The organism is Mesorhizobium sp. M1E.F.Ca.ET.063.01.1.1 (genome assembly GCF_003998155.1).
Taxonomy (GTDB): domain Bacteria; phylum Pseudomonadota; class Alphaproteobacteria; order Rhizobiales; family Rhizobiaceae; genus Mesorhizobium.
In genome coordinates this window covers 1-13509 of sequence record NZ_RZSC01000092.1, presented here as the reverse complement: position 1 = coordinate 13509, position 13509 = coordinate 1, and the positions used below count along the sequence as shown (strand labels likewise).

Annotated in this window: 12 protein-coding genes; 6 read left to right on the top strand and 6 right to left on the bottom strand. The window is 64.5% G+C overall.

The window, feature by feature from the left end; translation table 11 throughout:
- From EOA29_RS10235 to EOA29_RS10220, 4 genes are all read right to left on the bottom strand, one after another.
- The coding region (locus EOA29_RS10235) for an MBL fold metallo-hydrolase (protein ID WP_127220851.1) at positions 1-535 on the bottom strand (535 nt) is incomplete at its 3' end.
- The gene (locus tag EOA29_RS10230; RefSeq protein WP_126094824.1) at positions 532-1512 is read right to left on the bottom strand and encodes an NAD(P)-dependent oxidoreductase; all 981 of its coding nucleotides are present in this window, start codon (positions 1510-1512) and stop codon (positions 532-534) included. The genes EOA29_RS10235 and EOA29_RS10230, both read right to left, overlap by 4 nt.
- Before the next feature lie 2 nt (positions 1513-1514).
- Positions 1515-2504, bottom strand: a complete 990-nt coding sequence (locus EOA29_RS10225; RefSeq protein ID WP_126094825.1) for a 3-oxoacyl-[acyl-carrier-protein] synthase III C-terminal domain-containing protein — start codon at positions 2502-2504, stop codon at positions 1515-1517.
- Positions 2505-2590: 86 nt separating this feature from the next.
- Positions 2591-3388 carry an alpha/beta fold hydrolase gene (locus EOA29_RS10220; RefSeq protein ID WP_126094826.1) on the bottom strand — a complete coding sequence of 266 codons (798 nt, stop codon included), beginning with the start codon at positions 3386-3388 and terminating at the stop codon, positions 2591-2593.
- A gap of 120 nt (positions 3389-3508) precedes the next feature.
- On the opposite strand from EOA29_RS10220, the gene EOA29_RS10215 reads away from it, so the two are divergent.
- Positions 3509-4429, top strand: a complete 921-nt coding sequence (locus EOA29_RS10215) for a LysR family transcriptional regulator (protein ID WP_126094827.1) — start codon at positions 3509-3511, stop codon at positions 4427-4429.
- Here EOA29_RS10215 and EOA29_RS10210 read toward each other — a convergent pair.
- Positions 4426-4875, bottom strand: a complete 450-nt coding sequence (locus EOA29_RS10210) for a DNA polymerase III subunit chi (protein WP_126094828.1) — start codon at positions 4873-4875, stop codon at positions 4426-4428. The genes EOA29_RS10215 and EOA29_RS10210 overlap by 4 nt on opposite strands.
- Positions 4876-5033: 158 nt before the next feature.
- Positions 5034-6518: a leucyl aminopeptidase gene (locus EOA29_RS10205; RefSeq protein ID WP_127220850.1), complete on the bottom strand. Its 1485-nt coding sequence runs from the start codon at positions 6516-6518 to the stop codon at positions 5034-5036.
- Between the two features lie 349 nt (positions 6519-6867).
- Between EOA29_RS10205 and lptF the strand changes: the two genes are divergently transcribed.
- The 5 genes from lptF to EOA29_RS10175 form a co-directional block, all read left to right on the top strand.
- Positions 6868-8064, top strand: coding sequence for an LPS export ABC transporter permease LptF (gene lptF, locus EOA29_RS10200; protein WP_126094830.1), 1197 nt, complete (start codon positions 6868-6870; stop codon positions 8062-8064).
- Between the two features lie 2 nt (positions 8065-8066).
- Entirely contained in the window at positions 8067-9149 is a 1083-nt protein-coding gene (gene lptG, locus EOA29_RS10195) for an LPS export ABC transporter permease LptG (RefSeq protein WP_126094831.1), read from the top strand.
- On the top strand, positions 9149-11563 hold the full coding sequence (locus tag EOA29_RS10190) for an LPS-assembly protein LptD (RefSeq protein ID WP_189350180.1): 2415 nt from the start codon (positions 9149-9151) through the stop codon (positions 11561-11563). The genes lptG and EOA29_RS10190 overlap by 1 nt, the downstream gene beginning before the upstream one ends.
- Positions 11564-11783: 220 nt before the next feature.
- A complete protein-coding gene (locus EOA29_RS10185) occupies positions 11784-12707 on the top strand; it encodes a peptidylprolyl isomerase (protein WP_126094833.1) in 924 nt (307 codons plus the stop codon).
- Positions 12708-13018: 311 nt separating this feature from the next.
- Positions 13019-13509: 4-hydroxythreonine-4-phosphate dehydrogenase PdxA (locus tag EOA29_RS10175; RefSeq protein WP_189478857.1), on the top strand; the 491-nt coding region annotated here is incomplete at its 3' end.

The window sequence follows — 13509 nt, the reverse complement described above, 5'->3', positions numbered from 1 at the left end:
CGCCGAAGAGGTCCGCGCCGCCCGGAACGTCGCCCTGCGCCTCGATCTGCCGCTTTGTGGAGAGCCCATCGAGCCGGTCCCCGAAATCTGCCGGAAAGAGCTCGGTGAAGACGCCGTAGCGGAGGTTCTGCCGGGGCGTCCGGGATTTGACCCGCGCCCAGGCGGCATCGCTGGCGATGAAGCGCGCCTTGGGAAACAGCGGGAGGCCGGAAATGTGATCGGCATGGAAATGCGTGACGATGACCGCGCGGATGTCGTCCGGCGAAAGACCGAAGCGCTTCAGCATGGGCAAGACCTGTTCGGCGCCGTTGAGCTCGGGTTTCAACACCGCGCCGTAGAGGCGCAGCCTCCGACTGCGTCCCTCGCCCGTCAGCGCTTCTGGGGTGTAGCCGGTGTCGATCAGCACCGCACCTTCCGTTGGATGAAAGATAAGCCCGTAGCGGACCCGGAGCCGCACGCTGCGCCAGCCGCCGCTACGCAGGATCAGCCGCTCGACAGCATTCACCCAGGCGCTGTTGGCGAAGACGATCTTCATGGCATGGCCCCGCCGAACGTGCGGTCGAGCCCTTCCCCGAACGAGATTTTGGGCACCCAGCCGAGCACACATCTCGCCTTGGAGAGATCCAGGCTCTGGCCATAGGCGAAGAGGCCGAGCCCATAACGCGTGACCGGTGGCTCGGGTCGGCCGGGCAACATGAGCGCCACCGTTTCCATCAGGCCCGCCGCGAGCATGGCCGGCGCCAGCGGCATCGGCCGCCAGCGCGCCGTGAGCCCGGCGCGCGCGCAGGCCTCGTCGGCGACGCGGCGCACCGGCAGCGCCTCGCCGCCGGAGATGTTGAATATCTGGCCCTCGGCTTCCCCGGGTGCGGCAAGTGCCACCATCACCGCATCGACGACGTCGTCGACATGGGTGAGATCTATTTGCGCGCGGCCGTCGCGAAACAGCGGCAGCGGCCGGCTTTTCGCCGCCTTGATGAGGCGCGGCAGCAGCGCGCGGTCGCCGGCGCCGTAGATGCCACGTGGCCTCAGCACCACCGGATGGGCGGCTGGTGCGGCGAGCACGATCCTCTCCGCCTCGCGCTTGGTGCGGGCATAGTGGTTGACCGGTTCGGGCAAGGGGGCGTCCTCGCTTAGGCCAAGCTGGTCACGGAAGGCAAAGCAGACGGACGGGCTGGAGATGTGGAGGAAACGGCTGACGCGCTGGCGGATCGCGAAATCGACGAGGTTCTGCGTTGCAGTGACATTGGCCGCTACGAAATCCTGGAGCCGGCCGAAGGGCGAAGAGAGCGCGGCGCAATGGATGATCCGTTCGACCCTGCCGAGCCGCGGATCGAGCGCGCCGTCGAGCGGCTGGGTAAGATCATGGCGGATGATGCGATGGCCGGCGGCCTCCAGCGCCGCGCAGCGTGCCGTGTCGCGGCCAAGCCCGAGCGCCAGGGTGCCCGATGCGGCCAGCCGCTTGAGCACATGGGAGCCGAGGAAGCCGCTGGCACCGGTGACGAGCACGACCATCGTCAGGCCTCCAGCGCCATGCCGCCGAAGGACACGCCAGCCGAGGTGCCGAGGAAGAGCAGCTTCATGCCGGGCGCCACCCGGCCTTCGCGGCGCGCGACATCGAGCGCGAAGGGAATGGAGGCGGCGATCTGGTTGCCGAAGCGGGCCGCGATGTCGACGAGCTTTTCCGGCGCGAAGCTGGTCTGGCGCGCCATATGCGCAAGTGCCAACGGACTTGCCTGGTGCGGGATGACGAGGTCGACATCGTCATGTCGCCAGCCGGCTCGCTCCAGCAAAGCATCGACAAAGCCGTTGAAATGGCGCGAGGTCAGCCGGAACAGTTCCTTGCCGTCCATGTGGAACAGGCTGTGGCGGGCGAACTCTTCCCGTTCCTTCTGGAAGTCGAAACGGGTGCCGCCCGAACCGATGCCGCAAGCTTCCCAGGCCGACGGATAGGTGCGCATCAGGCTCGCCGCCACCCTGCCCTCGCCAGGTCCGGCCCTGCGCAGCACGGCAGCCGCCGCGCCGTCACCGAAGAGCGCCGCGACTTCAGGTGCCTCGCGCCACGGCAGAGCGCGCGAGGCGACTTCGGCGGAAAATACCAGCGCCGTCTCGCATTGCCCGGCCTCGATCATGCGGCCGGCGGTATCGAAGGCTGTGAGAAAGCTAAGGCATGTGCTGTTGACGTCGAAAGCGGCGGCCGAACCGTCGGCAAGGCCAAGACGCTGCATGACCAAAGGCGCGGTCGCCGGCAGTGGCTGGTAAGGCACGCCGCAACCGCCGATGATCACGTCGAGGGCGTTCGCTTCGAGCCTGGCATCGTCGAGTGCAAGACGCGCAGCATCACAGGCGAGGTCGATCTGCGATTCGGCCGCGCAAACATAGCGCTCGGTGACGCCGGTGGCTGCCTCGAGCGAGCCCTGGCCGAGGCCCAGCCTCGCTTCCAGCGCGCTCGTGGTGATGCACTCTGCCGGCACCGCCCTGCCGGTTCCGACGATCCTGATCCGCATCCTCCCCCCATGCGTGAACTCGCGTTTATCTAAACCAAAATGCGGTCGATAGCGATGTTCATGAGGCTAGCGCGGCTGAGTTCGGGTCAGTCCGCCTGGAGGAAGCGCGTGACTGCATTCATGAATTCCGCCCGGCGCTCGACATTGAGCAGATGAACGCCCGGGAGCAGCACGAGCTCGGCGCCGGGGATTGCTGCGGCTATCGCCTCGCTGTGGCTGGCGAGCGTCACCTTGTCGTCCTTTCCGCCTATGACCAGCGTCGGCGCGGTGATCAGCGAGATCGGGCGGCGCAGATCGGGGTCGCGCACGGCGGCGAAGCATCCGGCAATTCCTTGCGGCGACATTGCCAGGATCGCGGCGTGGAAGTCCTCGACGGTCTCGTTCTCGCCGCCAAGCATCGAGGCCGGGAACCAGTTGCGCATGAACATGTCCGCCGTGGCCGACAGGTCGCTTGCCGCAAGCACGTTGCGGATCTGCTCGTCGAAATAGGACGCCGGCCCGAGATGCGGCGAGGTGTTGGAGAGAATCAAGCGCTCGATGCGTTCCGGCGCATGGACGCCCAGCCACTGGCCGACGAAGCCGCCGAGCGACAGGCCGAGGAAATGCACGCGCTCGATCCCGAGGAAATCGAGCAGTTCCAGCACGTCGCGGCCCAGCCGGTCGAGCGAATAGGCTCCTGCCGGCGCGTCGGAACCGCCATGGCCGCGAAAATCGTAGCGCAGCACGCGGAAGGATTTGGCGAGTTCAGCAACCTGGCCATCCCACATATGGAAGGTCGTGGCGATGGAATTGGACAACACAAGCACCGGCCGGTCTTCCGGGCCGTCGAACCTGTAGGCGATACGGGTGCCGTCGCCCGCCGTGAAATGAAGCGTTTCGGTCATTTTGGTCCTCATCTTGATCAGGCGGGAGGTCGTCCTGCGTCGTTTCGATGAGGACGTTAGGTCTGGTTACTATCGAAGAAAATTACTATGATTCGACGGTCTCTGTAGGATGTTACGACAATGCACGATTTGAAGCTCCACGATCTGAGGTGCTTCGACGCTGTGGCGAGCGAGGGCAGTTTTCAGGCCGCCGCGGTTGTCCTGAGCCGGACGCATCCTTCCGTCTTCGCTGCGGTCGCACGACTGGAAGAACAACTCGGCCTAACCCTGCTCGACCGCAGCGGCTATCGGGTGAGCCTGACGGATGAAGGCCGGCAGTTCCATGCCCGCGCCCGGCTGGCGCTACACGAGATCGAACATCTTCAGAGCTACGCAGGCCAGTTGGCAAGCGGCGAAGAAACCTTCCTGCGTGTGGTGATGGGCGACGTCTGCCCTCGGCCCAGAATTCTCGGCCTGCTCAGCCGCTTCTTCGCCGAGCGGACCCGCACGCGCCTGCATCTGGAATATGAAGCGATCAGCGGGCCGGTCGAACGGTTGATGGATGCCGAGGTCGATCTCATTTTCCATCGCGCCAATCCTTCCGATCCACATCTCGAACGGATCGACCTTTGCGAGGTCGCGTTCGTGCCCGTGGTGGCGCCCGGGTTCCTGCCATTCCAAGACACGCGCGAGATCACGCCGGAGGCGATGCGCCCATTCACCCAGTGCGTGATCCGCGACACGGCGCGGCGTCCGTCGACAGAGAATTTTTTCGTCCTCGACGGCGCGCATTCCTGCTCGACGCCGGACCACATGATGAAGAAAGAGCTGATCCTGCACGGACTGGCCTGGGGCCATCTGCCTGAGTGGCTGATCGAGGATGAATTGAGCAACGGGCGGCTGATCTCGATCGCCGGCAGGCACATTCCCGGCCGCACCGAAACCGTGGCGGCTGTGCGCCGGCGCGACCGGCCGCACGGCCCGGTGGCCGAGGCGCTGTGGCTTTATTTGCAGGCGCAGGGACGCGACCAAACCCTAGAGAATCGGGGCAGCGTTCCTTAAGCCTTGCGTTCCCAGCGGCGGTCCGGCGTCTGCTGCCAGTAGGTCACGGCGTGGCCGGCTTCCTTCATCGTCTTCCAGTGGCCGCGCGCGCCTTCGAGCTGTGCCGCGTCATGGCCGTCGAACAGGAAGACGGCACGCTCGTAGCCGGAAAGCTCGGGCGGGGTCGCGCCATCGACGAGGAAACGGATCTGCGCGGCATTGGGGTTGCCCTCGCCCGTCGTAAGTAGGATCGGCTGCTCGGCCGGATAGGCTTCGCGGTCGGTGGCGTGCGCCAGGAAGGAATCGTCTCGGAACGTCCACAGATGTTGATCGAGGGCGTCGCGCCGCTCCTCGGTGCCAGTCTGCACGACGGCGCGCCAGCCGCGTTCGACGCTGCGCTCGAGGAGCCCTGGCAAGGCCTCCTCGAGTGTCGATTCCGTCAAATGGTAAAAGAGGATGTCGGCCATCGCTACGCCGCTCGCCAGGGAAGGCTTCGAGAAATTTCGTTCCGCCGAGTCGTATGACGTGGTTTTCGAGAACCGGAGCGAAGCGGACTTTTAGGTCCGTGAGCACCGGAAGCGGAGAAAACCGCGGCAGATGGCCGGTGGAGCGAATTTATCAAGCCTTACCCCTCGTAGTGGTCGCGCACCAGCCTGTCGAGCAGCCGCACACCGAAGCCCGAGCCCCAGGACTGGTTGATCTCGCTCGCCGGCGCGCCCATCGCAGTGCCGGCGATGTCGAGATGCGCCCAGGGCGTGTCCTTGACGAAACGCTGCAGGAACTGCGCGGCGATGATGGCGCCGCCGTAGCGGCCGCCGATGTTCTTCATGTCGGCGTTCTTGGAATCGATCAGCTTGTCGTATTCGGCGCCGAGCGGCATGCGCCACAGCCGCTCCTGCGTCGCCTGGCCGGCGCCGAAGAGCCTGCCCGCCAGCTCGTCATTGTTGGAGAACAGGCCGGCGTAGTGCTGGCCGAGCGCAACCATGATGGCGCCGGTAAGCGTCGCCAGGTTGACCATGAATTTCGGTCTGAAGCGGTCGTTGGCGTACCAGAGCGCATCGGCGAGCACGAGGCGGCCTTCGGCGTCGGTGTTGAGCACTTCGATGGTCTGGCCCGACATCGAGGTGACGATGTCGCCCGGCCGCTGCGCGTGGCCGTCGACGGCGTCATCGGCCTTGGCCTTGCGCGCGGCCAGCGCATGGATCAGCCCGGTGACGGCGGCCGCACCCCCCATGTCGCCCTTCATGTCCTCCATGCCGGAGGCCGGTTTCATCGAATTGCCGCCGGTGTCAAAGGTGACGCCCTTGCCGATAAAGGCGATCGGCGCGTCCTTGGCCTTGCCGCCCTTCCATTGCATGACGGCCATGCGGGCGCCGCGCGGCGAGCCTTGCGCGACGCCGAGCAGCGAACCCATGCCGAGCTTCTTCATCTCCTTCTCGGTGAGGATCTCTACCGCGACGCCGAGCGCCTCCAGTTCCCTGGCGCGGGCGGCGAACTCGACGGGGCCGAGCACATTGGCCGGTTCGTTGACGAGATCGCGCGCAAGCAGCACGCCGTCGATCACCGCCTCTTCGCTGGCGAAGGCTTTTTTCGCAGCGGCGGGATCCGCGCAATGGATGGTTATCTTGGCGGGCTTCGCCGCTTCGGCCTTTTTGGCTTCAGGCTGGCCGTTTTCCCTCTCTTTCCTGGTCTTATACTTGTCGAAGCCATAGCTGCGCAGAAGGATGCCCGCGGCAAGGTTCGCCGCCTGCCTGCCGTCCGGCTGAAGTTCAGGCAGGTCGAGGATCACGGCGACTTCCGCAGCCTTGCGCAACGAGGCGGCAACGGCGCCACCGAGCTTCAGCCAGGCATGGTCGCCGAGATTCGCGACCTTGCCGGCGCCGATCGCGACCAGCCGGTCGACCGACGTCCCTTCCGGCGCCAGAACCTCGGCCGAGTTCGCGAACCTGCCGGAGAAATCGGCGACCGGAAACGCGCGGGCAAGCGCACCCGCCGGATCGCAGGCCTTCGCGGCCTCGCCAAGCCCGCCACCGTCGGCCGCAAGCACGAAGACGCTGCCTTTTTTGGGCGCGGCGAATTTGGCGAAGGCAATCGAAGGTCTCGAAGTCATCAGATCCTGCTTTCGGGGTGAGGCGCCGCGAACCGGCTTTCAAGCGTGCGCGACATTTGGTCGTTTTCAGCCATTTGGCAAGACTTCGGCCGAAATCGCTGTCTATATCGGCGCCGAAACCAACGAAGGATTCGTCGCGGCAAGATGTAAGCTTCCTGCCGCAACCTACTGTTAACCATCAATGTTTTGCATTTTTTATCCATTGGCGCAGACACTCCGCCGCGCCGGGGCGCGTGGCGTGGAGCGACAAACCAGATGAGCCGCCTATGGACCTGGTTGTGCAGGCCCTGCCGGATGACTACCTTGTCGGCGGGCATGATGCCGTTCGGCAAAATCGAGAAAAGCCTTCATGAAGGTCGTTGAACGCTACATCATGCGTCGCACCACCGCGATGTTCCTGGCGGCGCTGGTCTGGACGCTGGCGATCGTGTGGACGACGCAGGTGCTTGCCAAGATCGACCTCGTCACCGACAGCGGCCAGTCGGCGCTGACCTTCTTCGAAGTCGCGGCCCTGATCATCCCGTCGATCATTCCGATCGTGGTGCCGTTCGCGCTGGTGGTCGCGGTGGCGCAGACGCTGAGCGCCATGAACACCGATTCGGAGCTCGCGGTGATCAACGCCGCCGGCGCCTCGCGCTGGACGATCGCGCGGCCGATCCTCCTGCTGGCGCTTGCGGCCAGCGTCTTTTCCTTTGCCGTCGACAACGGCGTCGATCCCTACGCAAGGCAAAAGAACCGCCAGCTGGTGGCAGCCTCGCGCGCCGATCTTCTGTCGCTGATCATCCAGGAAGGCACGTTCCGCAAGATCGACGACGGCCTATACCTGCAGATCGGCGAACGGCTCCCCGACAACAAGCTCGGCGGCATCTTCGTCGCCGATTCGCGCGAGGAAGGCGCCAACCTCACCTACTACGCCAAGACCGGCAGCATCGTCGAAAAAGGCGACGAGAAGGTGCTGATGATGAATGACGGCGTCATCAACCGCAAATCGGTGACCGGCGACCTCTCCGTCATCCGCTTCACCTCCTACGCCTTCGACCTGTCGGCCTTCATGTCGGCGGCGAACGAAATCACGCTGCTGCCCAAGGACCGGACGACGCCATACCTGCTCAACCCGGATCCCAACGACAGGATGTACCAGCGCAACCCGGGCGGCTACCGGGCCGAGATCGATCAGCGTTTCTCCGAATGGTCCTATTCGCTGGTGTTCGCGCTGATCGCGCTTGCCGTGGCCGTCGACGCGCGCTCGCATCGCGAGGCGCGCATCCATCCGCTGATCACGGCAATCGCAATCGCGCTGTTCGTGCGCTGGCTCGGTTTCTTCGCAGCCGGCAAGGCCGACAAGGTCTGGTACTACGCCTACCTGGTCTACGCTGTGCCGATCGTGGCGTCGGCGGTCTCCGTCTGGTTCATCGTCTCCTCGCGCAGCATGGAACTGCCGTCCGCCTGGGCCGACTGGATGACCAACCTTGCCGGCCGCGTCAGCGAGGGCTGGACCGCGCTCAAGTTGCGCCTCGCCCGGCGCGGCGCCGGCCAGGGAGCCTGACGATGAGCTGGACGCTGGGCCGCTATTTCTTCTTTCGCTATGTGACGATCACCGTCTGGTTCTTCCTCGGCCTGCTTGCGCTGGTGTTCCTGATCGATTTCACCGAGCTTTCGGGCCGCACGACCGGGCTGCCGGGCTTCACCTACGGCACCGCCTTCGCCATTTCGGCGCTCAGGATGCCGATGATCATGCTGCAGACGGTGCCATTCGTCGGGCTGTTCTCGGCGATGGCGACGCTGGTGTCGCTCAACCGCCGCTACGAGCTGGTCATCGCGCGCTCGGCCGGCGTCTCCGCCTGGCAGTTCCTGTTCCCGTGCTGCGTCGGCGCGCTGATGTTCGGCGTGCTGTCCGTCGGTGTGCTAAATCCGATCGCTGCGCACGGCTTCTCCTGGTCCGAGCAGATGGAGAATCAACTGCGGGCCGGAAAATCGAACGCCGTTCCCTCCGATGCGACACCTTGGCTGAGGCAGAAGACCAGCTCCGGCGACACCATCATCGGCGCCCGCGCCATCCTCAACCAGGGCCTGGAGATGGCGGACGCGGTGTTCTTCGTGCTGGACCAGAAGGGCAACATCGTCGAGCGCAAGGACGCGGCGCGCGCTTTCCTGCGCGACGGCTACTGGGAACTGCAGGACGTCAAGGTGTTCAAGGACGGTACCATCCGTCCAGAGGCTTCCGACCGCGTGCCGACCAACCTCAAGCCGGAATTCGTCCAGGAGCGCCTGGCGCGCCCGGAAACCATCCCGTTCTACGAGTTGCCTGGCAAGATCGAGGTTGCCCGATCCTTCGGCCTCAAGGCAAATGCCTTCGCCATGCAGTTTGATTCGCTGGTGGCGCTGCCGTTCCTCCTCGTCGCCATGACGCTGATTGCGGCAACGGTTTCAATGCGATTTGCGCGAATGGGGCAGTCGGCGACGATGATTCTGGGTGGCGTCCTGGCCGGCTTTCTGCTTTATGTCGTTTCGGTACTGGTCAAGGCATTCGGGGTCGCCGGATTCGTGCCTACAGTGGTGGCTGCATGGGTTCCGGTTGTCGTGGCTATGTTCTTCGGGGTGACGTTTCTGCTATACAAGGAAGACGGCTAGTGAGGGAGGCTGGTTTGCGCAGCCATAGGCAGGCCGGTTTGGCACGCCTCTATGGGGCGACCGCCTTGGCATGTCTGTTCGCTTGCGCGGTACCGGCGGTACCGGCGCTGGCGCAGGACATCACGGCTAAGCCTGTTCCCTCCGGCACGCAGATGCTGCTGGCCGCGGATACGCTCGTCTATAACAACGACAACCACACCGTGACCGCCGTCGGCGCCGTGCAGATCGACTATGGCGGCAACAAGCTGGTCGCTCAGCGCGTCGAGTACAATCGCGACACCAAGCGGCTCGTCGCCAGCGGCGCCGTCGAGCTGATCAACAGCGACGGCACCAAGATCAATACCGACCATATCGACATCACTGACGACTTCGCCGACGGCTTCGTCAACGCATTGCGCGTCCAGACCGTCAACGATGCCTATTTCGCTTCCGAAAGCGCCGAACGCATGGGCGGCGTGCTGACGACGTTCCACAACGGTGTCTACACCGCCTGCGAGCCCTGCGAGGACAAGCCGGACAAGGCGCCGACCTGGCGCGTCAAGGCGAGAAAGATCATCTGGAACGGCGAGAAGAAGACGGTTCGCTTCGAGAACGCGAATTTCGAGTTCTTCGGCTTCCCGCTCGCCTATCTGCCAGCCTTCGAAATCGCCGACCCGACGGTCAAGCGCAAGAGCGGTTTCCTGATCCCGGGTATCGTCTACAACACCGACCTCGGCGTTGGCGTGAAGGTGCCCTACTACTTTGCCCTCTCGCCGACCTATGACCTAACCGTCACCGGCACCGGCTACACCAAGCAGGGCTTCCTCGGCGAGGCCGAATGGCGCCAGCGTTTCAACAACGGCGAGTACAGCTTGAAGATCGCCGGCATCCAGCAGCAGGATCCCGACGCCTTCATAGGCACTGGCAATCGCCATACGGTCGATTCGGGAGAGCCCGGCGATCCCAACAAGTTCCGCGGCATGATGGGCACCAAGGGCCAGTTCGCCATCAACGAGCGCTGGAACTTCGGCTGGGACGTGCTGCTGCAGACCGACAAGAACTTTTCACGCACCTACAACATCGACGGCTACGGCGACCTCGTCCACCAGTCGTCGGTCTACCTGACGGGCCTGAGCGACCGCAATTATTTCGACGTCAGGGCGATGCGCTTCGAGGTGCAGGAAGACACGCTGTCCAGCGATCCGACGGCGCGCGCCGCGAAGCAGCCTTGGGTACTGCCGTCGTTCGACTACGCCTATATCCCCGACACGTCGGTGGCCGGCGGCCAGTTGTCGCTCAACGTCAATGCCCGCGTCATCAGCCGCGACCGACTGGACGCGGTGCTGGCCGATGCCGGCGATCCGACCTCCACCAACAACGTGCGCGGCCTCGAGGGCCAATCCAGCCGGCTGACGGCGGAAGCCGAATGGAAGCGCACCTTCACCACCGATGGCGGCCTGCAGCTCACGCCGCTGCTCGCGCTGCGCGGCGACACCGGATACAACTCGGAGACTTCCGCCTCGCTGGCCGCGGTCAACCAGATGGCGGCGAATCTCGGCGAGAACGTCGACATGCGCTCCTCGCTCGCCCGCTACATGGCGACCCTCGGCCTGGAAATGCGCTGGCCGCTGTTGTTCTCGATGCCGAACTCCAGCCACATCCTGGAGCCGACGGCGCAGGTTTTCGTGCGCCCGAATGAACAGTATGTCGGTGGGCTCGCGGTTCCAAACGAAGACGCGCAGAGCTTCGTCTTCGACGCCACCACGCTGTTCGAGCGCGACAAGTTCTCCGGCTATGATCGCATAGAGGGCGGCACGCGGGCCAATGTCGGCGTGCGCTATTCCGGCGCTTACGACAATGGCTGGGGCACCAACGCCATCTTCGGCCAGTCGTACCAATTGGGCGGCGAGAACTCGTTCGATGCGCCGGACCTCGTCAATGTCGGCGCCTATTCGGGCCTGCAGACCGCGAAATCCGACTATGTCGGCCTTGTCGGCTTCAACAGCCCGAGCGGCTTCTCCGGCTCGCTCAGCGGCCGTTTCGACGAGCAGACCTTCGAGGTCAGGCGCGCGGAGGTCAAGGCCGCCTATTCCGGCCTGCCGGTTTCGCTGAGCGCCAAATATGCCTTCATCCAGGCGCAACCGCTCTACGGCTTCACCACGGACCGCCACGAGGTCACGCTCGGCGCCTCGACGCATCTGGCGGAGAGCTGGCGGGTTTTCGGTACCGGCACCTACGATCTACAGACAAGCGTCCTGGTCAAGGACGGTGTCGGCTTCGCCTACAACGATTCCTGCTTCACCTATGTGATGACGTTCTCGCAAACGCGCGATACGGTCACCAAGGAAGTGTCGCAGAATATCGGCTTCAACCTGTCGTTCCGCACGCTCGGCGATTTCGGCTCGTCGACCGCCGCCGTCGACACGATCCAGTAAGCGGAGGCCGGCGCGGGCCACCGTGTTGCGCGCCGCTTCGGCGCGGGACGATATGTGGGCCTTGATTTGGCGCATGATCCTCCGAAAATGGGTTTGATTCCCGGGTCATGCGCCGGCGACATTGTTTCGCCGCATAGGACGGGCATGGGGTCGACCACATAGCGCATGCGTTCGGAGGACGTGCCGCGCCGTCGTGGCGGATAAGAATTGGGAAGGTGAGATGAGGAAATACCTGTTTTCGGCAGGATTCGCGCTGCTGGTGGCTGCGACCTCGGTTTCGATCACGGCAATGGCGCCGCCGGCTTTCGCCAGCCAGATCAAATATGTCGTCAACAACATACCGATCACCACCGGCGACATCGCGCACCGCGCCGCATTCTTCAAACTGCAGCGCAAGAAAGGCGATGCGGCGCAGGAAATGATCGACCAGACGCTGCGCCTTGCCGAGGCCAAGCGGCTCGGCATCCGCATCACCGACCAGCAGGTCGACGCCGCCTATCAGCGCTTTGCCTCCAACAACAAGATGCCGCTGGCCAAGCTCGATGCGGTCATGTCGCAATCGGGTGTCACCAAGGAGCATTTCAAGGAATTCATCCGCGCGCAGATGGCCTGGAACCAGGCGCTTGGCGCACGCTACCGTTCCGGTGAGGGCGGTTCGGTGACCGAGCAGGACGCGGTCCGCCGCATGCTGGACAAGGGCGGCTCCAAGCCGACCGCCATGGAATACATGCTGCAGCAGGTCATCTTCGTCGTGCCGGCCTCCGAGCGCGCCGCCACGCTCGCCAAGCGCAAGCGCGAGGCCGATGCCATGCGCGCCCGCTTCAACGGCTGCAACACCACACGCGAATTCGCCAAGGGACTGCTGGACGTCACGGTGCGCGATCTCGGCCGGGTGCTGGCACCGCAATTGCCGTCCGACTGGGCTGAGCAGATCAAGGCGACCAAGGTCGGCGGCGCGACGCCGACGCGCGAGACCGAGCGCGGCGTCGAATTCATCGGCATATGCTCCTCGCGCGAGGTTTCCGACGACAAGGCCGCGCAGATGGTGTTCCAGGCAGAGGGCGGCAACGACAAGGACGCCGACGAGCTCAGCAAGAAATATGTCGACGAACTGCGCAAGAAGGCCAAGATCGTCGAACGCTAGAGCGGTTCGGCATTTTGCGCCGATCCGCTCCATGCATTTCCTTTCCGCAATTCCGGACGGAAAACCGCTTCCCACTTTCCCTGGAATTGCTCCATGCATTCCCTTTTCCGCAATTCCGGACGGAAAACCGCTTCGCACTTTTCCTGGAATTGCTCTAAGTATTTGCTTTTCCGCAATTCCGGACGGAAAACCGCTTCGCACTTTTCCTGGAATTGCTCTAGACCGGCGGGGTTTTGGCGCGTGACAGAACAAGGCTGCAGCCCGCTGCCCTGCCCTCAAGCAGGCACGGCACCGCGCAGGATGACATGAACATGCGCAGGACCGATGCGCCGCTGGCGCTCAGCGTCGGCGATCCTTCCGGCGTCGGGCCCGAGATCGCCATCGCCGCCTGGCAGGCTGGCGACAGCGCCGGCGTGCCGCCTTTCTACCTGCTCGCCGACCCGGCCCTGATCGAGGCCCGCGCGCGTGAGACCGGTGCTGCCGTGGCGATCGTCGAAACCTTGCCGGGGCAAGCGGTGCATCATTTTCCCCGCGCGCTGCCCGTGGTGCCGCTTCATGCCCGCCATCAGGACAGCCCCGGAAAACCGAACCCGGCCAATGCCGCGGGCACCATCGAGGCGATCGACCGCGCCGTCGCCGACTGCCTCGCCGGCCACGCCGCCGCGGTGGTCACCTGTCCGATCGCCAAGAAGCCACTCTACGATGCCGGCTTTCGCTTTCCCGGTCATACCGAATATCTGGCGCATCTGGCGTCGCGCCACACTGGCGCCGAGGTGACGCCGGTGATGCTGCTTGCCGGACC